This is a genomic window from Janthinobacterium sp. 78 (assembly GCF_003096775.1).
GTDB classification, from domain to species: domain Bacteria; phylum Pseudomonadota; class Gammaproteobacteria; order Burkholderiales; family Burkholderiaceae_D; genus Janthinobacterium; species Janthinobacterium tructae.
Genome location: NZ_QENT01000001.1, coordinates 5170222 through 5191903 on the forward strand (window position 1 = coordinate 5170222; position 21682 = coordinate 5191903).

A 21682-nucleotide genomic window follows, 5' to 3' on the forward strand; every position below is an offset into this window, starting at 1 on the left:
ATGGAGAGCTATCGTGCGGCAACGGCCAATGGTTTGCCCAAGCTTACCAAGAAACGCTCGCATTCGGCAGCCAGTGGCGCATTCAGGGTCACCGTCTTGCCCGTCTCCGGATGCGTAAACGTGATCTGATGCGCGTGCAGGAACATGCGCTTCAGGGCGCCGCGCGTGCTGTCGGCTTTCAACAGGGCACGGTTGAGGGCAAAGTCGCCATATTTATCGTCGCCCGCGATGGGGAAACCGGACGAAGACAGATGCACGCGGATCTGGTGCGTGCGTCCCGTCTTCAATTCCGCTTCCAGCAAGGCGAAGTTGTGATATTTATGCAACAGTGAAAACACCGTGTGCGACGCCAGGCCATCGGCCTGCACGGCCACGCGGCGCTCGCCTTCGGCCGTCGTATATTTATGCAGCGGCAGCTTGATATGCTGGCGCGCATTCTTCCAGTCACCGGCCACCAGTACCAGGTAGCGCTTGTCCGTGAGGCCGTCGCGCATCTGCTCGTGCAAATTCGTCAACGCCGTGCGCTTCTTTGCCAGCAACAGCAAGCCGGACGTGTCGCGGTCCAGGCGGTGCACCAGTTCCAGGAACTTGGCGTCGGGGCGCGAGGCGCGCAATTGCTCGATCACGCCGAACGAGACGCCCGAGCCGCCATGCACGGCCACGCCGGCCGGCTTGTCGATGACGAGCAGCTGCGCATCTTCGAAAATGATCGAAAATTCGGCGGCCGGTGCGCCCGTGGGCGCCTTTTCGGCCACGCGCACGGGTGGAATGCGCACCACGTCGCCGGCGACGAGACGGTACAGCTGATCGATACGGCCTTTATTAACCCGCACTTCTCCCGATCGCAAGATCCGGTAGATGTGGCTTTTAGGCACTCCCTTGCACACTCTTAATAAGTAGTTGTCGATGCGCTGGCCTGCTTCTTCCTCGGCGATCGTTACGAATTGGGCTTGCGGCTGAACCGGGGGTGTTGAAGGGGGAACAACATCTTTTTGACTCTTCATTTACTATGTCTTCCCAGAAATCTCTCTAAGTCCTTCATTTTGAATATATAATTGTTTTTGCTGCGGCCCTGGCTGCTGCGAGTGTAAGAATAAAAGCACATTTTACACAGGGGCGTCTCCACCGGCCTCGCCAAATTGCAAATTCGGTGGAAAAAAATGTATATGCACCATCCCTGCGCGAATCAAGGTTGCACCGTAGTTGTAATCGGATAACGCGTGGAGATGCTGAAGTGAGTGTGGGATTATAAGGATAAGTACCCGTTAGCGCGACTTATCGAGTCGGGCTCGCGGGTTGATGAAGTTGATAACGCTTGCCGTTTTCGCCAAACCCCGTATGTGGCCAAATACTGAGGGTTGTCGATGATAGGCTGAGGCCAAGCCTCGCCATCGCGATCCCTGTAATGAGCCGGCTAACGATTTTGGCTCTGAATTTGCTGACCACTTGCATTCTCTGCCCCCGATGCAGTTCATTCTCATCCGGGCTGTTTCAGATGAGTTGCAAGTGTCCTGTGCACTCGGCATGACGATTGACCTCACCGCGCCTGTTGCGGCCGTAACGCATATCTCGTACGCGTTGTTGCTCCGCACGCCTGGGCATTTCCCCCGCCAACACTCCCGTTCTCGCATATATCCCTGTACTTTCGCCGCTTCCCCGGAAGCGGCTTTGAGATGGCCTACGGGTCGCGGAGTTATAAAAATGAAACGCATGTTGTTTAATGCCACGCAGCAAGAAGAACTGCGCGTAGCGATTGTCGACGGACAGAAACTGATCGACATCGATATCGAGACAGCCGGGCGCGAACAGCGCAAATCCAACATCTACAAGGGCGTCATCACGCGCATCGAGCCATCGCTCGAAGCGTGCTTCGTCAGCTATGGCGAAGACCGCCACGGCTTCCTGCCTTTCAAGGAAGTTGCCCGCACATATTTCCGCGAAGGCGTCGATGTGCGTAACGCTTCCGTCAAGGAAGCGCTGCGCGAAGGCCAGGAAATCATGGTCCAGGTCGAAAAGGAAGAGCGCGGCAACAAGGGCGCTGCCCTGACCTCGTTCGTTTCGCTGGCCGGCCGTTACCTGGTTTTGATGCCGAACAACCCGCGTGGCGGTGGCGTATCGCGCCGCGTGGAAGGTGAAGAGCGCCAGGAATTGCGCGAAACCATGGATAAACTGGACTTGCCAGCTGGCATGTCCGTCATTGCCCGCACCGCCGGCATCGGCCGCAACGTCGATGAACTGCAGTGGGACTTGAATTACCTGATGCAACTGTGGCGCGCCATCGAAGGCGCCGGCAAGTCGGCCAACGGCGCTTTCCTGATCTACCAGGAATCGTCGCTCGTCATCCGCGCCATCCGCGACTACTTCCAGCCCGACATCGGCGAGATCCTGATCGACACCGACGAGATCTACGACCAGGCGCACCAGTTCATGAGCCACGTGATGCCCGACATGGTGCACCGCGTAAAACGCTACAGCGACGACGTGCCGCTGTTCTCGCGCTTCCAGATCGAACACCAGATTGAAACGGCGTACAGCCGCACCGTGCCGCTGCCATCGGGCGGCGCTATTGTTATCGACCACACCGAAGCGCTGGTCTCCGTCGACGTCAACTCGGCCCGCGCCACGCGCGGTTCGGACATCGAGACGACCGCCTTCAACACCAACTGCGAAGCGGCCGAAGAAGTGGCCCGCCAGCTGCGTCTGCGCGATTTGGGTGGCTTGATCGTCATCGACTTCATCGACATGGAAGTGGCAAAAAATCAACGCGAAGTGGAACAGCGTTTGAAAGATGCGCTGCACCATGACCGTGCCCGTGTACAAATGGGCAAGATTTCCCGCTTCGGCCTGATGGAACTGTCGCGTCAGCGCCTGCGCCCTTCGCTGTCCGAAGGCTCGCACGTGACGTGCCCGCGCTGCTCCGGCACCGGCCACATCCGCGACACGGAATCGTCCGCCCTGCAGGTGCTGCGCATCATCCAGGAAGAGGCGATGAAGGAAAACTCGGCCACCATCCACGTGCAAGTGCCCGTGGACGTGGGCGCCTTCCTGCTGAACGAAAAGCGCGGCGAAGTACTGAAGATCGAAAACCGCCACCGCATCGCCGTGATCCTGATCCCGAACAAGCATCTGGAAACGCCGCACTACAAGCTGGAACGCATCAAGCACGACGATCCGCGTCTGGAAGACAGCCAGGCCAGCTACAACCTGGCCGAAAGCGCAGAAACCGACATGGCTTACAGCAAGCGCCAGAAGGAAGAAGCCAAGCCGCGCCAGGAAGCCGTCGTCAAGACGATCACCCCTGACCAGCCGGCACCGCTGGTCGAGCGCAAGCCTGTCGAAGCGAAACCAGCACCGGTGGCCGCGCCTGCCGCACCACAGGGCCTGATCGCCAAGATCATCAGCTTCTTCACCGGCGCCCCGGCACCGGTGGCGCCAGCGCCCGCCCCTGTCGCACCAGCCAAGCCGGCCGGCGCCGACCGCGGCGACCGCAACAGCCGTGGCCCACGTGGCCGTGGCCGCAACGGCAAGCCTGGCCGCGAAGAACGCGAACCAGGCCAGGCCCGTCCTGCCCTGGACGATGCAGCGAAAGAAGCGGAAGCACTGGAAAAGGCGGCCCGTCCGCCACGCCCACCGCGTCCGCCACGCGAACCGCGTGAAGCGGGCGAGGCAACGGCAGCACCACGCGAACGCGGTGAGCGCCCGGAACGCGCGGAACGTCCTGAGCGCGCAGAGCGCCCGGAACGCGCCGAACGTCCGCCACGCCAGCCACGCGAAGGCCGCGAACCACGCGCCGACAAGGCTATTGTTGCTGAAGTGAAAGCTGACGAGCTGGCATTGGTTGGCGCCAGCGCCAGCGCGATCAATGTGGTCGTGGCGTCAAGCGGTCCGGACGCTGATGCAGCACCAATGAGCTTGCTGAAAGCGCCGGTCAATGCTGGTCCTGAAGGCGAAGAAACGGAAAACGACGTGGAAGGCGAAGAACCGCGCCGCCGTCGTCGTCGTGGTGGCCGCAACCGCAACCGCCGCGACCGCGAAACGGGCGAGCTGATCGAATCGGCAAACGGCGAGAACGAAGGCCAGGACGCACCAGCGATCAGCTTCACGGTCGCTCCGGCGCCGGAAGCCGCATCTGATGCGGCGCCGGTCGCCGTCGTGGCTGCCGCCGCTGTCGTCGCCGTCGCTGCGCCAGTGGAAGCTGCCGTCGTGGAAGTGGTCGACGTGGTCGAAGTGGTCGACGTGGTGGAAATCGCCAAGGTCGAAGAAGCCGCTCCTGCCGCAGAAGCCGCACCAGCTGCTGAAGTGATCGTGCCGCAAGCCCCTGTGGAAACGGCTGCAGCGCAAGCTGAACCAGCCGCTGCCGAACCGGCACCCGTTGCCAAGTACAGCTTTGCCGAGAAAGCGGAAGTTGCACCTGCACCTACACCTGCTGAAATCATCGTCGAAGCCGTGCCAGTGGTGGAAGCTGCGCCTTTGGTCGAAGCCGTCGCCGTGATCGAGGAAGCGCCAGTGGCTGAAGCAGCACCTGCCGTGGTGGAAGCCGCCCCGGTGGTTGCCGAAGTTGCTCCTGCTCCTGCTCCAGCTCCTGCTCCAGCGCCAGCACCTGTCGTCGCTGCAGCGCCGGTGCCTGCGCCGCTGGACTTGAGCGCCGTGCTCGGTTCCGCCGGCCTGACCCTGGCTGCCACCGATCCGGAAAAACTGCGCCTGGCGCAGGAAGCGGCCGCCAAGGCAGTCGCCCCGGTACGCAAGCCGCGCGAACGCAAGCCATTGCCGCCGCAATCGGATGAGCCGTTGATCCAGGTCAACACGCAACGTCCATAAGCGCGCCGGGTTCGCCCAGCCGCCAATGATGAAAGGGGGAGCTCAGGCTTCCCCTTTTTTATGTCCACTTTTTTGCCAGCCAGCCGCCATGCACGAGCACGCCACTCCTTCTACCGTCAGCCTGCGCAGCGCCTTCTGGTACTGGCTCAAGCTGGGCTGCGTCAGCTTTGGCGGCCCGGCCGGGCAAATCGCCATGATGCATGCGGAACTGGTGGAAAAGCGGCGCTGGATTTCCGAACAACGCTTCCTGCACGCCCTGAACTACTGCATGCTGCTGCCAGGACCCGAAGCGACCCAGCTGGCCATCTACATCGGCTGGCTGATGCACCGCACGCGCGGCGCCCTGATGGCGGGCCTGCTGTTCCTGCTGCCCTCGCTGGGGGTGCTGATCGTCCTGTCCTGGCTCTACATGGCCTACGGCCACGTGGCCGCCATCGCCGGCATCCTGTACGGCATCAAGCCGGCCGTCGTCGCCATCGTGCTGGCGGCCGCCTGGCGCCTGGGCCGGCGCACCTTGCGCAGCCCCGGCCTGATCACCATCGCAGCGGCAGCATTTGTCGCCATCGCCGCGCTACAGCTGCCATTTCCGCTGATCGTGCTCGCCGCCGCCCTGCTGGGCATGGCGGGCGGGCGCTGGCTGCCGAGCCATTTTCATATTGGCGGCACGCACCATGGCGGCGCGGCCCGCTACGGCGCCGCCCTGATCGATGACGACACGCCCACGCCGGAGCACGCGCAGCTCAAGTGGCCGCGCCTGCTGGCCACTTGCGCACTGGGCCTGGCGCTGGCCTTCTTCGCCTGGCTGGGCCTGGCGCTGGCGGGCGGTGCGGACCAGCCTCTGGCGCAGATGGGCGTGTTTTTCAGCAAGGCGGCCCTGCTGACGTTCGGCGGCGCGTATGCCGTGCTGCCCTACCTGGTGCAGGGCGCCGCCGACCATTACCACTGGATCACCAGCGCGCAAATGATGGATGGCCTGGCGCTGGGCGAAACGACGCCCGGCCCCTTGATCATGATCGTCGCCTTCATCGGTTTTGTCGGCGGCTGGAGCCATGCCGTGGCAGGTGAACACCTGTGGCTGGCGGGCGTCTGCGGGGCGCTCGTCGCCAGCTGGTTTACTTTCCTGCCCTCGTTCATCTTCATCCTGGCCGGTGCGCCGCTGGTGGAAGCGTCGCGCGGCAATTTGCGCCTGAGCGCGCCCCTGACGGCTATTTCGGCGGCCGTGGTGGGCGTCATCGCCAGCCTGGCCCTGTTCTTTGGCCGCCATGTCTTCTGGCAAGCAAACCCGTTGCCGCACTGGGATTGGCTGGCGATGTTCATCGCGCTGGCGGCCGGCGTGGCGCTGCTCAGGTTTCAAGTGGGCACCATCAAATTGCTGCTCGCCTGTGCCATCTTCGGCCTCGTGCTATCGTATCTGCCTTGACCGATTTAACGTAAGTGGTATCACCTTTCATGGCTGACAAGATTATCTACCTCGCCGAGGCCCGCAATGGGGCCTTGGTGATCCCCGCGCGGCTGGAAAGTCCCAGCGGTAACGTGGCCGACAGCCTGGGCCGGCCCCTGCACGACTTGCGCATCTCGATTACCGACCGCTGCAATTTCCGTTGCGTGTATTGCATGCCGAAAGACGTGTTCGACAAGAATCACGTGTACCTGCCGCACACGGATTTGCTGTCGTTCGAGGAAATCACGCGCGTGGCGCGCCTGTTCGTCGCGCACGGCGTGGAAAAGATCCGCCTGACGGGCGGCGAACCGCTGCTGCGCAAGAATATCGAAAAACTCATCGCCATGCTGGCCGCGCTGCGCACGCCGTCGGGCCAGCCGCTGGACCTGACCCTGACGACCAACGGCTCCTTGCTCGCCAGAAAGGCCCAAGCCTTGAAGGATGCGGGCCTGAACAGGGTCACCGTCTCGCTCGATTCGCTCGACGACGCCACCTTCAAGCGCATGAACGACGTCGATTTCGCCGTCGCCGACGTGCTGCACGGCATCGACGCCGCGCACGCCGTGGGCCTGGGCCCCATCAAGATCAACATGGTCGTCAAGGCTGGCATGAACGAGCAGGAAATCGTGCCCATGGCGCGCCACTTCAAGGGCACGCCCTACATCTTGCGCTTCATCGAATACATGGACGTGGGCGCCTCGAACGGCTGGAACTTGCAGGAAGTCATCCCGTCCGCAGAAGTGGTGCGCCGCATCGGTGCACACATGCCCTTGCTGCCCATCAACCCCAACTACACGGGCGAGACAGCGGCGCGCTGGCGCTATGCCGATGGCAGCGGCGAAATCGGCCTCATTTCCAGCGTCACGCAAGCGTTCTGCGCCGATTGCAGCCGTGCCCGCCTCTCGACCGAGGGCAAGCTGTACACGTGCCTGTTCGCCAGCAGCGGCCACGACTTGCGCAGCCTGCTGCGCGGCGGCCGCAGCGACGCGGAAATTTCCTCGGCCGTGGCGCAGCTGTGGCGCGGCCGCGCCGACCGCTATTCGCAATTGCGCACCAGCCAGACAGATTTGACGGGCACCACGCTTGAGCACGGTAAAAAGAAAGTGGAAATGTCGTACATCGGCGGCTGAATCGGGCGCGGCGCGCGCCCGCCGCTGCTACCATGGCGCATGCACCCACTTCCTACCTGACATGATCAACACACACGACATTACCGGCCTGATCCTGGCCGGCGGCCTCGGCACGCGCATGGGCCAGCGCGACAAGGGCATGCTGCCCCTGCATGGCCAGCCTCTGGCGCGCCACGTGCTGCAGCGCCTGGCGCCACAAGTGGGCCAGCTGGCCATCAGCGTCCACGCCGATGCCGGAGATTACGCGCGCTTCGGCCTGCCCGTCTGGCCGGACGTACTGCCGGGCCAGCTGGGCCCGCTGGCCGGCTTGCATAGCGGCATGCAACACGCCGGCACGCCCTACCTGCTGACGGTGCCGTGCGACTCGCCCCTGCTGCCGCCCGACCTGGCGGCGCGCCTGGCCACCGGCCTGGTCGACAACAATGCCGACCTGGCCATCGCCGTCACCGAAGAGATCGACCCGGCGACGGGATCGACGGTACGCCGCCCGCATCCCGTTTTCTGCCTCGTCAAAACTTCCACCCTGCCCCAGCTGGACTCGTATCTGCGCGCCGGCGAGCGCCGCATGCGCACCTGGCATGGCCCCCTGAAACTGGCCGAGGTAGTGTTCGAGGATGGCGGCGCGTTCGGCAACATGAATACCCCGGACGAGCTGGCCGCCCTGCAGGCGCAGGGCCTGTCCGTGCCGATGGCGCAAGCCATCCTGGCCGACAGCGTCGCGCCCGTCGCCGACGTGGAACAACTGCCGTTGCCACAAGCGTTCGAGCGCATCCTGGCGGCCGACATCATCTCGCCCATCAGCGTGCCCGCGCACGACAATTCCGCCATGGATGGCTATGCGCTGCATGGGGCTGACCTCGGTGGCGACACTGCTGTGACCCTGGCCGTGGTCGACACCATCCTGGCCGGCCGCCCCGGCACGGTCAACGTTGAGCGCGGGCAATGCGCGCGCATCATGACGGGCGCCGTCATGCCGGACGGCTGCGACAGCGTGGTACCACAGGAACTGCTGCAGCAGGCCAGCGCAAGCAGCATCACGCTGGCGCCGGATTGCATCCGCCCCGGCGACAACCGCCGTTTCAAGGGGGAAGACTTGATGCAGGGCCAACCGGCCCTGCTGCAGGGCAAGCACCTGGGTCCGGCCGAACTGGGGCTGCTCGCCTCGCTGGGCATCGCCACGGTGCCCGTGCGCCGGCGCCTGCGCGTGGCCTTCTTTTCCACGGGCGACGAATTGCGCTCGATCGGCGAGCCACTAGAGCCGGGCTGCATCTACGACAGCAACCGCTATACCCTGCTGGGCATGCTGAGCCGTTTGGGCTGCGAAGTGCTCGACATGGGCATCGTCAAGGATGATCCGCAAGCGCTGGAAGCGGCGCTGCGCGGCGCCTGCGCCTCGGCCGACGTCATCATCACCTCGGGTGGCGTGTCCAGCGGCGCGGCCGATTTTACGCGCGAGATCCTGGCACGCCTCGGTGAGGTGGCCTTCTGGCAAATTAACATGCGCCCGGGCCGCCCCATGGCCTTTGGCCGGATTGCCAGCGAGGGCGACACGGCCTTGCTGCTGGGCCTGCCCGGCAACCCCGTGGCCGTGATGGCGGCGTTTTACTTCCTCGCCCGCCCCACCCTGCTGCGCCTGATGGGCGCCGATGCGGACACGGCCACCCTGCCGCTGCTGCAAGTGGCGGCGCAGGCACCGATCCGCAAGAAGCGGGGCCGCACGGAATACCAGCGCGGCATCGTCGAGCGGGACGCGAACGGCCGCCAGCACGTGCGCGTGACGGGGGCGCAGGGCTCCGGCATCTTGCGCTCGATGACGCAAGCCAATTGCATGATCGTGCTGCATGAAGCGCAAGGCAACGTGGCCACGGGCGACCTGGTCGATATCGTGCTGTTCCATGGATTGACCTGATGAAACATCTACTTCTGGCGCTGACCCTGCTGCAGGGCATGGCGGCGTACGCTGGCGAAGTCCACAGCAATGGCTACACGGTGCGCTTCGACGAGCGCATCGAAACGGCGCCGGGCGACTTGCATGGCGCCACCGTGGGCCGCATCAGCATCGTGCGCGCCGCCGATCAAGGTCTCGCGTGGCAGGAAAACACGCCCTTGCAGCCGGGCTGCGGCGCCATTGCGGCCATCACCGTCCTCAACGACAGCTATGTGGCCCTGTGCGGCCACCTGGGCGGTCGCCATTACACGCACAAGATCATCTTCATGCAAGGCAACTCGCCCAGCATGGTGAGCGTGGACCAGTTCGATTCACCGAGTGCCGTGCGCGTGGGGCGCGACGGATCGCTGGCCATCGACGTCCTGCGGCGCGACCGCTTCCCTGGCGAACTGACGGGTCCGCATTACTTTCCCACCGTGTACCGCTTGCACCACGATGACGCCACCTTCGGTTTCATCCCCAGCTTTGGTGGCGATGCCGCCGAGCGCTACTGGCAGCACTATCGCGCCACGCGCAAGGCGGCGCCAGCGGCGGACGTACTGCCGGAATTGCTGGCCTCCCTGCTGGCGGCCCAGGCTGGCAAACAATCCATCTGTGCAGAGCTGGCCACGCTCGCCGCCGACTTGCAGCAGGGACGGCAGTACGAACAGTACGATACGCAAAGCGCGCGCACCTTGATGCGCACGTGGCTGCACAAGCTGCCCGCCATCGGCTATCCCGCCTTCGATACGCAAGCCTGTCCGGGCAGCATCTAACTCGCGTTCCTGACCTTACCGCCGCCTGCCGGCGGCGCATCCTTCAAAACCCACTCCCTCTCAACCGGCCCGCCCAGCGCGGGCCGCTCTCATTGCCCCTTCGCAATCAATTGACCTGCGCGGCAAGCGTTCGCCTATCGAGATTAAAATATTAATTATTTCCCAAAAGAACATATAAATAAACACAACACTAATTGTAATTATTTTATTTATTTGTTGATACTACAGTTTCTTCGGTGATAACATCCAACCTCACATAAAAATTCAATTTTGATATTGTTTTCACGAGGAAACTAATAATGAGACACCATTCATGGATCGCGGGCGCCGGCATGCTGGGAGTGGCTTGCCTGCTTGGCATGTTGTCCCTGGCGCCGCTGCCCGCCTATGCCAAAGGGGCACCACGGGCGGACGTGCTGGAGCATTGCAGCTGGAACCGCCCGGGAGCCGACCCGTTCATGGGAGATGTGGTGGCCGCAGTGGACAGGTACCCGGACATCGCGCCGCAGGTGCGCGAAGAATTGAAGGCGCGCATGCGCGCGCGCCAGTACGATGAAATCGTCGTCATCAGCCGCGACGCCATCCGCGGCAAAGGCAATTACAATGCGCGCATCAGCGACATGCATTTCGGGCCGGGCCGCGTCTGCCGCAATGTCACGCGCTCAGGCTGGAGCGAGCAGATGCAGGAAAGGGGACTCGTGTACTGCGTGCAGGGCGTTTGCATCCTCGTGCCCACCGTGTGCCGCAATGTCAGCCGCATCACGCGGGTGCCAGCGTCAGCGGCGCCAGCCGCCGGAGCCGCTCCCGGTGGCACCGTGCCCGTTGCCGCCGCGCCCGCCGCACCGGAAGCAGCAGGCGTGCCCGTGATCGATAATCCCGACGCCTTGCGCGGCGGTTCATTCACGGGCGCCGGCGCGCCGCCGGCCGTGGCGAGCACGCCCTTCCTGCCCTTCGATTATGTGCGTACCGTCGGCGGTATCACGCCGCCAGCCGGCATGGGCGGCGGCGGAGGTGGTGGTGGTGGTGGAAGCCTGCGGCCGGACCAGGGCAGCAGCATCATCGTGCCGCCCACCGTGATCCTGCCGACCCTGCCACCCACCGGCCCGACAGTCTTGCCGGCCGTGCCCGAGCCGCAAACATGGGCCATGCTGCTGGCGGGATTGGCGCTGCTGGCCTGCGCCACGCTGCGCCGCCGGCCAGCGGCGGCCTGAACGCCGAGGGCGCTATTCGCCGTCGGCCTCGGCGGACAGCCCCGCGTCCGCCGCGCCCAGCAGCAAGGCGGCCGCCTCGCCCGGCAAGGCTTCCACGGATTTCAGTTTGCGCGCCATCTGCCGGCTGCGCACTTCCGCGCTTTCGATATTTTTCGCCGCCTTTTCCAGGGTCAGCCGGGTTTGCGACAGCACGTCGCCGAACTTGCCGAATTCCGTCTTGACGGCGCCCAGCACTTGCCACACTTCCGACGAGCGCTTTTCTAGCGCCAGCGTGCGGAAACCCATCTGCAAGCTGTTGAGCAAGGCCGTCAGGGTGGACGGTCCGGCGATGCTGACCCTGTGTACGCGCTGCAACTCGTCGGCCAGTCCCGGCCGGCGCAGCACTTCCGCATACAGCCCTTCCGTGGGCAGGAACAGGATGGCAAAGTCGGTGGTCAGCGGCGGCGCCAGGTATTTCTCGGCGATGGTTTTCGCTTCTCCCCGCACGGCGCGTTCCAGCTCGCGGCCGGCCACGGCCACGCCGTCCGCATCGGCCCGCTCGGCCGCGTCGACCAGGCGCTCGTACTGTTCCTTGGGAAACTTCGCATCGATGGGCATCCACACGGGCGGCCCACCGTCGACCATGCCCGGCAACTTCAGGGCGAATTCCACGCGCGCGCCGCTGCCCGGCAGCGTTTCCACGTTCTTCGCATACTGGTCGACAGTGAGTACCTGCTCCAGCAGCATTTCCAGCTGCACTTCGCCCCAGGTGCCGCGCGTCTTCACATTAGTAAGCACCCGCTTCAGATCGCCCACGCCCAGTGCCAGCTGCTGCATTTCACCGAGGCCCTGGTGGACTTTTTCCAGCCGCTCCGACACTTGCTGGAACGAGGCACTCAAACGCGTTTCCAGCGTGGCATGCAGTTTTTCATCGACCGTCTTGCGCATCTCTTCCAGGCGCGCGCCGTTATCTGCCTGCAAGTCGCGGATCTTGTTTTCCAGGGTGGCGCGCACTTCCAGCATGCGCTGCGCATTCGATTCGGTCAGCTGGGCCAACGTCTGATTCGTGCTCTCGGCAAAACGCGCCAGGCTTTGCGCCTGCTCCTCGCGCCCGACTTTCCCCTGCGCCTGCATCTGCGTGCGCAAGCTGTCGAGCTGTTGCAAGGTTGCCGCCTGGAATTGCGCCAGGCCGGCCGCCAGGTCTTGCCGCGTCGCTTGCGCCGACGCCTGTAGCTGCAGCCGCACTTCGCGCTCGACCCGGTCGATGCGTTCCAGGCTTTGCTGCTGGTGCTGCTGCACCAGGGCCAGGGTGGTGGCGCCATCGCCGGCCGCGCCACGCGGGCGCAGCAACAGCAAGAGCAACAGGACGATGGCGACGGCGGCGGCGCCCAGCAGGCAGTAAAACTCGATTGGGCTCATGGGATCAGTCAGGTTTGTTGCGCATCCAGTCGGCCGTCTGATAGAACGATTCCATCAGCCGCACGCGCAGGGACTCTTCGATGCCCGTGTCTTCCATGGCCCAGGCCATGGCGCGCAGCCACTGGTCGCGCTCGCTGGTGCCGATGGCGTAAGGCAAGTGACGCGCGCGCAGGCGCGGGTGGCCGAATTTCTCGATATACAAATCCGGCCCGCCCATCCAGCCCGTCAGGAAGAAATACAGCTTGTCGCGCGAACCGTCCGTCGAGGGCGGATGCATGACGCGGATGCCGGCAAACTCGGGCTCAAGTTCCATCAGATCATAAAAACGGTCGACCATTTCACGCAGCACGGGGGCGCCGCCGATGGTCTCGTACAGGGTGGGGGCAGTGGTATCAGTCATGGCCGCCATGATAGCGCAAGCATCGGCGCTCCATGCGCCACTAGCTCTCTCTGCCACAATAAATGGCAATATACTTGACTACTCAAGCTTATATCAACTACCATGCAATTTTAAACCAAGGACAAGAACAGCATGTCAGCCACCACCCAACCCCGCTTGCTACGCAATAGCAACTTCCGCTGGCTGCTGGGCGGCGGCCTCATTTCCATGCTGGGCGACCAGTTCAGCATGCTGGCCCTGCCGTGGCTGGTGCTGAGCCTGACGGGCGATAGCCTCAGCCTGGGCATCGCCGTGGCCCTGATGGGCGCCCCGCGCGCCGTACTCATCTTGCTGGGCGGCACCGTCGCCGACCGTTACTCGCCCCGGCGCGTGCTGCTGCTGAGCAAATATGCCAGCGCTGTCATCCTGCTGGCGCTGGCGGGGCTGCTGATGCTGGACCAGGCCAGCCTGGCACTCGCGTATGCGGCCGCGCTGGCGCTGGGCATCGCGTCCGCCTTCGCTATCCCGGCCGGCACGGCCATCCTGCCGCAAGCCGTGCCGCCGCAAGCGCTGCAGAACGCCAATGGCTTGCAGATGGGCACGCGCCAGTTGTCCCTGCTGGCCGGCCCCCTGCTGGCGGCGCTCGTGCTCGGCGCCCACGAGGGCGCGCAGAAAACCCCCATGGCGGCGCTGGCCGCCGCTTTTGCCATCGATGCGCTGACATTTGTGTTTTCTGCCTGGACCTTGCGGCAAGTTACGCTGCGGCCCCTGGCCGTGGCGGTGGCGCAGGGCATGTGGCGCGACATGGCGGCGGGCCTGGCCATGGTGTGGCGCGACGTTGCCTTGCGCAGCTGCTATGTCTACTGGGCGGTGGTGGCCTTCTTCGTCATGGGCCCGCTGCAAGTGGCCTTGCCCGTGCTGGCCAGCGAGCGCCTGCACGGTGCCGCGGCGCTAGGACTGCTGATGGGCGCGCACGGCGCCGGCACCCTGGCCGGCATGCTGGCGTCCAGCCTGGGTGACGCCTGGCTGCGCCTGCGTTTCGGCGCCACCCTGCTGGCCGTTGACGCCATTGTCGCCATGCTGTTGATGGCGCTGGGGCAAATCGAAACCGCCTGGCAAGGCGCGGCCTTGCTGGCCGTGACTGGGCTGCTGGGCGGCTATGTGCAGGTGGCCATCTTTACGTGGATACAGCGGCGCGTGGCGCCCGCCATGCTGGGCCGGGCGATGGCCGTGTTCATGGGCATCTTCCTGGGCCTGGCACCCCTCTCGGCGGCGGCCACGGGCGCGCTGCTGCGCCACCTGAGCGTGGGCGAACTGTTCTGCGCCGGCGGCGCCTTGCTGCTGGCGGCCGCCGTAGCGGCTGCCCTGTGGAGCGACATTGCGCGCATCGCGGGCAGCCCTTCCGTATCATCACCTTGAGAAAGTTCCAGCATGGATAAAACACGACAAACGGCCCTGAAAGCGGCCTACCGGCAACAAGCGCCAGCATTGGGCATCATCGCCCTGCGCCACCTGCCCAGCGGATACGCCCTGCTCGAACGCAGCCGCAACGCCCCTGGCGTGCTGAACCGCCACCGCTTCGAGCTGAACCTGGGCACGCACCGCAACGCCCGCTTGCAGGCGGATTGGCGGCGCGATGGCGCGGCAGCCTTCCGCTTCGATATCATCGACAGCGTCAAGGCATCGGGCGATCCCGCCTTCGATGCCGAGGCCGAACTCGATGCCCTGCTGGCGCTGCACCGCGCACAGTGGCTGGAACAGGGGCAGCCACTGTATTGAGCAATATTGCTTTACACTTGCGCACTCAAGCACTGCGCAGCCAACATAAAGAAAACCATGACCGATCACACTTCCCCGCTGCTGGACGGCGCCGGTGCGCTGGACTTTTGCCTGCGCCTGGCGCGTGCCCAGGCACTCATCGTGCGCCGCTTCGACAGCATCCTGGGCAATCTGCACGGCCTGAGCTTTGGCGATTATCAATTGCTGTACCACTTGCAGCGTGCGCCCGGTGGCCGCCTGCGCCGCATCGACCTGGCCGAGCGCCTGGCGCTGACGGCGTCCGGCATCACGCGCTCGCTGATGCCGCTGGAAAAAATCGGCCTGGTGGCGCGCCAGGCCGATGCGCGCGATGCCCGCGTCGGCTATGCCGTCATCACCGCGGCGGGGCAAGCCCTGCTGATCCACGCCGATGCGACGGCGCAGGCGCTGGGCCAGGAATTGCTGGGCAGCGCCAGCGCGGAGCAGCTGGCACCGCTGTCCCTGCTGCTGGCCGGCATCGCCGGCAGCCAGCCCGGCAACGGCTGACGCCCGCTCCTTACACCAGCGCCAGCTTGCGCAAACGCCGCGTCGACGGCCAGCGCGCCATGCCCGTCTCGTCGCGGATGGCGGCGCAGGCGGCCAGCACTCTGGCGCACTCGTCTTCGCGCAAGCCCGCATTCAGGGTCAGGCGCACCAGCGAGCGGTTCTTCGGCGTGGCCGGCGCACAGAACACGGCGCCGTAGATGCCGTGCCGCTCCAGCGCCTTGCGCAGGATCAGGGTGTCGGGTTCAGTGCCCGCTTCCAGCGCGATGATTTGCTCGGTGCCGTCGCTGACGTTGTAGCCAAGCTCAGCCAGACCCTGGCGCAGCTGCACGCTGTGGCGGCGCAAGGCGGCGCGGCGGGCATCGGCGGCGCGGATGAAATCGAGCGCCGCATCGAACCACGCCAGCTCGTGTTCCAGCAGGCAGGAGCTGAAGATGGCGGGCCGCGAGGCGGACAGGAAATAGCCCTTGAAGCGGGCCGAACAGGTGATCAGCCCCGCGCGCCCCGCAAACGCCTTGGCCAGCGACGCCGTGCGGAAATGCACGCGCCCGGCCAGGCCCAGCTCGGCCACCAGGCCCGCGCCCTGCGGGCCGTGCGTGCCCAGCGAGTGCGACTCGTCGACGATCAGCATGCTGCCGCTGCGCTCGGCGATTTCCACCATTTCCAGCAGCGGCGCCACGCTGCCATTCGTGCTGTACAGCGCATCGACGACGATGATGCCGGGGCCATGCTTGTCGAGCTGGCGCTGCAGGTGGGCGCCATCGTTATGCAGGAAGGCCACGGGCACGGCTTGCGCCGATTGCACCCCTTCCCACAGCGAGGCGTGCGCCTGCATGTCCAGGTAGACGGGGATGCCGGGCCCGGCCAGGCTTTGCAGCAAACCCACGTTGGCGGCCCAGCCCGACTGCGCCAGCACACAGGCTTCGCTGCCGAGATAGTCCGCAAATTTTTGTTCGAGCCGGTGCTGGCGGCTGCCTTCCTGCAGGAACACGGACGACATCAGCATGGCGCCGCCGCCTTGCAAGACGCGCGCCTGGGCCGCCAGCAGCACGGTCTCGCCGGCGATGTTCAGGTAATCATTACCTGCCAGCATGACCGCACGCGCGGGCATGGCTTGCCATTCATGCAGGTGTTCGCCACCGAGCAGCTTCTCGATGCGTTCGACGTAATGTTCATCCATGCGTGCGCGCACGAAGGCAGGCATCTGTTGTTCGGCATGGATGGCAGGGGACGACAGGGGGAAAATGGCGTGTGACATAGGGCACTCCTGATTGGTTGCGGGGGGAACTACCGCGTCCAACATGCGCGAGCCATCCGGCAAGAGTTTGATACAGCTCAACAGTTATGCCGATATTCTGCTGATAAGGAAGGAACCCGCCGATCATGTTGCATTGACACGCCTCAACGAACACGTCCCCTGATCATGATGCACGTGCAGTCCCCTTCCGGAAAACGGTGGCAAGGCAAGCTGCTCCAGCCTTTCCTGCATTTCCACGACGCCATCGAACACACACCCGTGCGGCGCGCGCAGGTGCGCACCCTGGCCGTCATCGGCGCGCTGGGCATGCCCCTGTACTACGCGCTGTGGCATTATTTTTTTCCGCAAGAATACGAATCGCCGCTGCTGCGCAGCGTGGCGGCACTGCTGTTCCTGCCCGCGCTGTGGCCCGACCGCTTCAGTAATACCTGGTTCAGCGTGTACCTGTTCCTGGGGCTGACCTTCGAACTGCCGTTTTTCTTCACGTACATGTTCCTGATGAACCACGCCTCGGCGCTGTGGATGCATTCACTGCTGGTGGCGCTGATCGTGCTGTTTCATTTCGATACGCGCATCGCCGTGCTGGCCTACCTGAGCGGCACCCTGCTGGCCTGCCTGGCGTTTGCCGTGTTTGGTGATCCCGCCTTTTTGCTCAGCGGCGACGTCTTGCAGCAATTGCCCGTGCACTGGTTCACGATTGCCGTGCTGTCGGTGGTCAAGGTGGGGCGCCATGTGGGCGCACAAGAGAAACTGGCCGGGCTGGCAGCCGGACTGGGCAGCGTGGCGCACGAATTGCGCACGCCCCTCGTCAGCGTCGAGGCGAACGTGCGCGGACTGCAGCGCAAGCTGCAAGACCAGCCGCCTGACGCGGCCAGCCTGGAAGCGCTGGCGCGCATCCAGTTCGAAGTGCGCCACATGCACCACATGATCGATTTGTTCCTGCTCAGCGCCAGCGCCGTCAATCGCAAGCTCGAAGCCAACGAAGCGGTGGTCATGCACGACAGCGTGGCGGCCGTGCTGCGCCGCTATCCATTTACCAGCACGGCCCAGCGCGAGATCGTCAAGGTCGAGGTACGCGCCGATTTCACGTTTCCCGGCCAGTCGGAACTGTGCGTGGTGATCCTGCTGAACCTGCTGCGCAATGCCTTGAAAAGCATCCACCGCGCCGGCAAGGGCCGCGTGCGCATCATCATCGATGGCGCCCATCCCGTGCCGCGCCTGCTGTTCATCGACACGGGCTGCGGCATCGCGGCCAACCGCCTGCCGCTGATCTTCGACCGCTTCTATTCGTATCCTGCGCACAACGGCAGCGGCATCGGCCTGGCCCTGTGCCGGCAAATCATGCAAGCCTGGCAGGCGCGCATCCGCTGCGTGGCGCGCGAAGGCGCCTATGCCATTTTCGTGCTGGAATTTCCCCAGCCCCTGCCCGTGCCCACGCACACCCGTTTTCCATCCATCCACCGCGCGAGGTGACGCATGCAACTGCCCGTCTACACCCATCCGACCCTGACCGTATTGATCGACGACAGCGATTCCTTCCTGAAAAGCCTGGCATTCCAGCTCGATCCCGGCCTGGCGCGCAAGACTTTCCACGACACCAGCAGCGCCTTGCACTGGCTGCGCCACAGCACGCAACTGGGCGAGACACCGCTGCACGTCAATTTCGACACGCAAAACTTGCCGCCCGACCAGCGCAACGTGGCGCTCGACCTCGAACGCATCTGGCGCATCAGCGGCCAGGCGCAGCGCTTTGCCGTGCCCTCCGTGCTGGTGGTCGATTATTCGATGCCGCAGATGAATGGCCTGGAATTTTGCCAGGCCGTGCGCGACTTGCCGTGCAAGAAGATTTTATTTACAGGGGCGGCCGATGAAAAAGTAGCCGTGACGGCCTTCAACCGGGGCTTGATCGACCGCTACATCAAGAAGAGCGACGACGATGCGCTCGACATCCTGGAACTGGAAATCGTTGCCCTGCAACGCGAATTCTTCCTGCAGCAATCGGACACCGTGCGCGACTTGCTATTGCTGCACGACTATGCTTTCCTGCAAGACGAAGCCATGGCCGCCGTCGTGTACGAGCTGTGCCAGCGCCATGGCTTCGTCGAGTTCTACATCTTTCCCAATCCCTGCGGCATCCTGTTCTTCACGCGCGACGGCCATGCCAGGCTGATGATCATCGAGACCGAGCGCAGCCTGCACACGCAATATGAAATGGCGCGCGACAGCGACGCACCGCAATCCCTGCTGCTTGCCCTGCTGGAAATGCGCGTGATCCCGTACTTTTCCGACGCCGACAGCGACGGCATGTATGCGGCGCACATCGGCGAAAACTGGTTCCGCTACTGCGCCGCACCCACCATCTGCCTGGGCCGCGTGACGTATTTCTGGGCCCTGTTCGACGTGCCGGCGCACCAACTGGGGCAGCCAGTCATGTCCTATGCGCAATTTTTGCGCGCGGGCGCGGGCGACAGCATCAGCGCGTAGTTGGTAACTTAGCCTTCCCGTAGCGTTTGCAGCGGCGGATGCTTCAAGACATTGCGCAAGCCCAGCCAGCCGCCGGCGATGGCACACAGGGCGCCGGCCAGCAGGCCGAACGCCCACACGCCCGGTGCGAAGCTCCAGGCGAACTTGAACTGGTACGTGGCCAGGGCCCAGCCCATGGCCGCCGCACCCGTGGCCGCCAGCAAGCCGGCCAACGCGCCGACGAGCGAGAATTCGATCAGCTGTGCCTGCGCCAGTTGGCGCCGCGTGGCGCCCAGCGCGCGCAGCAGGCCCGCTTCGCGCGTGCGCTCGTCCTGCGACCCCATCAGCGCCGCATACAGCACCAGCAAGCCCGAGGCCAGCGTAAACGCGAAGAGGAATTCGACGGCCGTGACCACCTGGTCCAGCACGCCCTGGATCTGCTTCAGCACGCCACCCACGTCGACCACCGTCAAATTCGGATAGTCGCGCAGCAAGGCGTTACCCAGGTCCGCCTGCGCAGGCGGCAGGTGGAACGCCGTGATCCACGTCTGCGGCGTGTCCGCCATGGCGGCCGGGTTGATGATGACAAAGAAGTTGACGCGCATCGAACCCCATTCCAGCTTGCGCAAACTCGTGATCGCCGCCTCCACGGGCTGGCCGGCGATGTCGAAGCGCAGCTTGTCGCCCAATTTCAATTTCAAGGTCTTGGCGATGCCCTCCTCCACCGACGCCTCGGCTGGTGCACCGGGCGCATTGGCGAACCACTTGCCGGCCACCAGCTTGTTTTCTTCCTGCATCGTGGCCATCGTCGACAGGTTGAATTCGCGCTCGGCCAGGCCCTTGGCGCGGTCATCCTCGTAGGTGGTTTCCGTGATGGCGTTGCCGTTCACGGCCACCAGGCGCCCGCGTATCATCGGATACAAAGGTGCGTTGGCCACGCCGGCTTGCGCCAGGCGCGCGGCGATGGGGTCTTTCTGTTCCGGCAGGATATTGATCATGAAGCGGTTCGGCGCGTCCGGCGGCGTGGCGTTGCGCCAGGCCACCATCAAGTCGCCGCGCACCACCGTCAGCAGCAGCAGGGCCATCAGGCCCAGCGCCAGCGACACCACCTGGATCACGGTGGCGCCCGGACGGCGCTGCAAGGACGTGACGGCGAAGCGCCAGCCCTGGTGATTGAAGGCGCCGCGCAGGGTTTTCAGCGATTTGATGCCGAGCCAGCCGGCCAGGCCGAACAGGGCGAAGCCGCCGAGGAAACCGGCCGCCGTCAGCAGCGCCAGTTTCACGTCGCCCGCCTGCCACAGCAGCAGCACGACGAAGGCGGCGATGCCCAGGCCATAGGTGGCCAGAGCCAGCGCCTGCGGCGGCTCCTGCTCGCGGCGAATCACGCGGTTATGGGGAACATTGCGCAACTGCAAAATCGGCGGCAAGGCAAAGCCCAGCAACAGCAGCATGCCGGTGGCCACGCCCTGCAGCGCGGGCAGCAGGGAGACGGGCGGCAAGTCGCTCTGCACCAGTTTGCCCAGCAGCTCCAGCAGCACCAGATGGCCGCCGAAACCCACCATCACGCCGATCAGGCTGCCCACCAGGCCCACCAGTAAAAATTCGATCACGTACATGGCCGTGACCTGGTTTTGCGTCAAGCCCAGGCAGCGCAGCATGGCGCAGGCATCCAGGTGGCGCAGCATGAAGCGGCGCGCCGCCATGGCCACGGCGACGGCCGCCAGCATGGCCGACAGCAGGCCGACGAGCGAGAGAAAACGGTCGGCGCGGTCCAGGGTCGATTGCATCTGCGGACTGCCCGATTCCAGCGATTCGATGCGCACGCCCTTGATGGCCTGCGTCTTGATCTGGCTTTCCAGCCAGGCTTGATATTGCGCAAGCTCGGCCGCCTTGGCGGGCGGTGCCGACAGCAGCAGCCGGTACGACACGCGCGAACCGTTCTGCACCAGCGCCGTGGCGGCCAGGTCGCTCAAGGGCAACATCACGCGGGGAGCGAAGTTCAAAAAGGAAGCGCCCCGGTCCGGCTCGCTGGCGATCAGTTGCGTGACGGTAAATGCCTTGTCGCCCAGGGTCAAGGTATCGCCCAGTTTCGCGTTCAGGCTGGACAAAATCGCCGCGTCGACCCACACGGTGCCCGGCGCCGGTACCTGGCTGGTCGGCTGGCCCACGGCATCCTGCGCTTCGTTCAGTTTGGTGGTGATTTTCAGCTTGCCCCGCTGCGGGTAGCCGGGCGAGACGGCCTTGATGGACGCCAGCTGCGACAGCGACTGCTCACCTTCTCCCGCCTGCGCCATGCTGGGAAAGGTCACCGTATCGGCCAGGATGAATCCGCGCTTCTGCGCTTCGGCGCGCCACGCCGCATTGACGGGCTGGTCGGCGCTGATGACCAGGTCGGCCCCCAGCAGCTGGTGCGCGTCGCGGTTCAGGCCCGCGCGCAAACGGTCGACGAAGAAGCCCACGGCCGACAGGGCCGCCACGGCGACGATCAGGGCGACGAGCAGGAAACGCAGTTGCCCGGCGCGCCAGTCGCGGCCGGTCATTTTCAGGGAGAGGCGGAACATGGGCGGCGGGTCTTTATTC

At 64.7% G+C, this 21682-nt stretch carries 16 protein-coding genes; 11 read left to right on the top strand and 5 right to left on the bottom strand.

The genetic code is table 11. The annotated features are described in order from the left end of the window. Positions 1 to 8 precede the first annotated feature (8 nt). Positions 9 to 1004, bottom strand: a complete 996-nt coding sequence (locus C8C92_RS22795; RefSeq protein ID WP_099762496.1) for an RluA family pseudouridine synthase — start codon at positions 1002 to 1004, stop codon at positions 9 to 11. A gap of 697 nt (positions 1005 to 1701) precedes the next feature. Here C8C92_RS22795 and C8C92_RS22800 point away from each other — a divergent pair. The 6 genes from C8C92_RS22800 to C8C92_RS22825 all read left to right on the top strand — a co-directional run bounded on the left by C8C92_RS22800 (position 1702) and on the right by C8C92_RS22825 (position 11303). Then, positions 1702 to 4818 carry an Rne/Rng family ribonuclease gene (locus C8C92_RS22800; protein ID WP_116745307.1) on the top strand — a complete coding sequence of 1039 codons (3117 nt, stop codon included), beginning with the start codon at positions 1702 to 1704 and terminating at the stop codon, positions 4816 to 4818. 88 nt (positions 4819 to 4906) lie between these two features. Further along, positions 4907 to 6238 (top strand): chromate efflux transporter, encoded by a 1332-nt coding sequence (gene chrA, locus C8C92_RS22805; protein WP_116745308.1) that lies wholly within the window; start codon positions 4907 to 4909, stop codon positions 6236 to 6238. 29 nt (positions 6239 to 6267) lie between these two features. Then, entirely contained in the window at positions 6268 to 7389 is a 1122-nt protein-coding gene (moaA, locus tag C8C92_RS22810; RefSeq protein WP_116745309.1) for a GTP 3',8-cyclase MoaA, read from the top strand. Between the two features lie 61 nt (positions 7390 to 7450). Further along, positions 7451 to 9298 carry a gephyrin-like molybdotransferase Glp gene (glp, locus tag C8C92_RS22815; RefSeq protein WP_116745310.1) on the top strand — a complete coding sequence of 616 codons (1848 nt, stop codon included), beginning with the start codon at positions 7451 to 7453 and terminating at the stop codon, positions 9296 to 9298. Continuing rightward, positions 9298 to 10092, top strand: a complete 795-nt coding sequence (locus C8C92_RS22820) for a hypothetical protein (RefSeq protein WP_099762484.1) — start codon at positions 9298 to 9300, stop codon at positions 10090 to 10092. Before glp ends, C8C92_RS22820 begins: the two co-directional genes overlap by 1 nt. A gap of 299 nt (positions 10093 to 10391) precedes the next feature. Beyond that, positions 10392 to 11303: an MHFG family PEP-CTERM protein gene (locus C8C92_RS22825; protein ID WP_116745311.1), complete on the top strand. Its 912-nt coding sequence runs from the start codon at positions 10392 to 10394 to the stop codon at positions 11301 to 11303. A 12-nt stretch (positions 11304 to 11315) separates the two neighbouring features. Here the strand turns inward: C8C92_RS22825 and rmuC are convergent, their stop codons facing one another. After that, positions 11316 to 12701 carry a DNA recombination protein RmuC gene (gene rmuC / locus C8C92_RS22830; protein WP_116745312.1) on the bottom strand — a complete coding sequence of 462 codons (1386 nt, stop codon included), beginning with the start codon at positions 12699 to 12701 and terminating at the stop codon, positions 11316 to 11318. Positions 12702 to 12705: 4 nt separating this feature from the next. After that, a complete protein-coding gene (locus tag C8C92_RS22835) occupies positions 12706 to 13101 on the bottom strand; it encodes a group II truncated hemoglobin (RefSeq protein ID WP_034754244.1) in 396 nt (131 codons plus the stop codon). 132 nt (positions 13102 to 13233) lie between these two features. Between C8C92_RS22835 and C8C92_RS22840 the strand changes: the two genes are divergently transcribed. From C8C92_RS22840 to C8C92_RS22850, 3 genes are read left to right on the top strand one after another with little or no spacing between them, the layout of a single operon-like run. Next, a complete protein-coding gene (locus tag C8C92_RS22840; protein ID WP_116745313.1) occupies positions 13234 to 14499 on the top strand; it encodes an MFS transporter in 1266 nt (421 codons plus the stop codon). A gap of 12 nt (positions 14500 to 14511) precedes the next feature. Continuing rightward, positions 14512 to 14859: a GIY-YIG nuclease family protein gene (locus C8C92_RS22845; protein ID WP_116745314.1), complete on the top strand. Its 348-nt coding sequence runs from the start codon at positions 14512 to 14514 to the stop codon at positions 14857 to 14859. Positions 14860 to 14916: 57 nt separating this feature from the next. Next, positions 14917 to 15384 (top strand): MarR family winged helix-turn-helix transcriptional regulator, encoded by a 468-nt coding sequence (locus C8C92_RS22850; protein ID WP_099762471.1) that lies wholly within the window; start codon positions 14917 to 14919, stop codon positions 15382 to 15384. Positions 15385 to 15394: 10 nt separating this feature from the next. Here the strand turns inward: C8C92_RS22850 and cqsA are convergent, their stop codons facing one another. Then, entirely contained in the window at positions 15395 to 16639 is a 1245-nt protein-coding gene (gene cqsA, locus C8C92_RS22855; RefSeq protein ID WP_116745315.1) for an alpha-hydroxyketone-type quorum-sensing autoinducer synthase, read from the bottom strand. A gap of 174 nt (positions 16640 to 16813) precedes the next feature. Between cqsA and C8C92_RS22860 the strand changes: the two genes are divergently transcribed. Both C8C92_RS22860 and C8C92_RS22865 read left to right on the top strand, forming a co-directional pair. Beyond that, positions 16814 to 18112 (top strand): HAMP domain-containing sensor histidine kinase, encoded by a 1299-nt coding sequence (locus C8C92_RS22860; protein WP_243420330.1) that lies wholly within the window; start codon positions 16814 to 16816, stop codon positions 18110 to 18112. A 3-nt stretch (positions 18113 to 18115) separates the two neighbouring features. Continuing rightward, entirely contained in the window at positions 18116 to 19123 is a 1008-nt protein-coding gene (locus C8C92_RS22865; RefSeq protein WP_116745317.1) for a response regulator, read from the top strand. A gap of 8 nt (positions 19124 to 19131) precedes the next feature. On the opposite strand, the gene C8C92_RS22870 is transcribed toward C8C92_RS22865, so the two are convergent. Beyond that, a complete protein-coding gene (locus C8C92_RS22870; RefSeq protein WP_116745318.1) occupies positions 19132 to 21663 on the bottom strand; it encodes an FtsX-like permease family protein in 2532 nt (843 codons plus the stop codon). Positions 21664 to 21682: the final 19 nt, after the last annotated feature.

Coding starts and splice junctions, on each gene's coding strand:
- chrA (WP_116745308.1), top strand. CDS start 4,907: ATGCACGAGCACGCCACTCCTTCTACCGTCAGCCTGCGCAGCGCCTTC.
- C8C92_RS22870 (WP_116745318.1), bottom strand. CDS start 21,663: ATGTTCCGCCTCTCCCTGAAAATGACCGGCCGCGACTGGCGCGCCGGG.
- C8C92_RS22840 (WP_116745313.1), top strand. CDS start 13,234: ATGTCAGCCACCACCCAACCCCGCTTGCTACGCAATAGCAACTTCCGC.
- C8C92_RS22850 (WP_099762471.1), top strand. CDS start 14,917: ATGACCGATCACACTTCCCCGCTGCTGGACGGCGCCGGTGCGCTGGAC.
- C8C92_RS22865 (WP_116745317.1), top strand. CDS start 18,116: ATGCAACTGCCCGTCTACACCCATCCGACCCTGACCGTATTGATCGAC.
- C8C92_RS22845 (WP_116745314.1), top strand. CDS start 14,512: ATGGATAAAACACGACAAACGGCCCTGAAAGCGGCCTACCGGCAACAA.
- C8C92_RS22820 (WP_099762484.1), top strand. CDS start 9,298: ATGAAACATCTACTTCTGGCGCTGACCCTGCTGCAGGGCATGGCGGCG.
- C8C92_RS22795 (WP_099762496.1), bottom strand. CDS start 1,004: ATGAAGAGTCAAAAAGATGTTGTTCCCCCTTCAACACCCCCGGTTCAG.
- C8C92_RS22825 (WP_116745311.1), top strand. CDS start 10,392: ATGAGACACCATTCATGGATCGCGGGCGCCGGCATGCTGGGAGTGGCT.
- rmuC (WP_116745312.1), bottom strand. CDS start 12,701: ATGAGCCCAATCGAGTTTTACTGCCTGCTGGGCGCCGCCGCCGTCGCC.
- moaA (WP_116745309.1), top strand. CDS start 6,268: ATGGCTGACAAGATTATCTACCTCGCCGAGGCCCGCAATGGGGCCTTG.
- C8C92_RS22800 (WP_116745307.1), top strand. CDS start 1,702: ATGAAACGCATGTTGTTTAATGCCACGCAGCAAGAAGAACTGCGCGTA.
- cqsA (WP_116745315.1), bottom strand. CDS start 16,639: ATGTCACACGCCATTTTCCCCCTGTCGTCCCCTGCCATCCATGCCGAA.
- C8C92_RS22835 (WP_034754244.1), bottom strand. CDS start 13,101: ATGACTGATACCACTGCCCCCACCCTGTACGAGACCATCGGCGGCGCC.
- glp (WP_116745310.1), top strand. CDS start 7,451: ATGATCAACACACACGACATTACCGGCCTGATCCTGGCCGGCGGCCTC.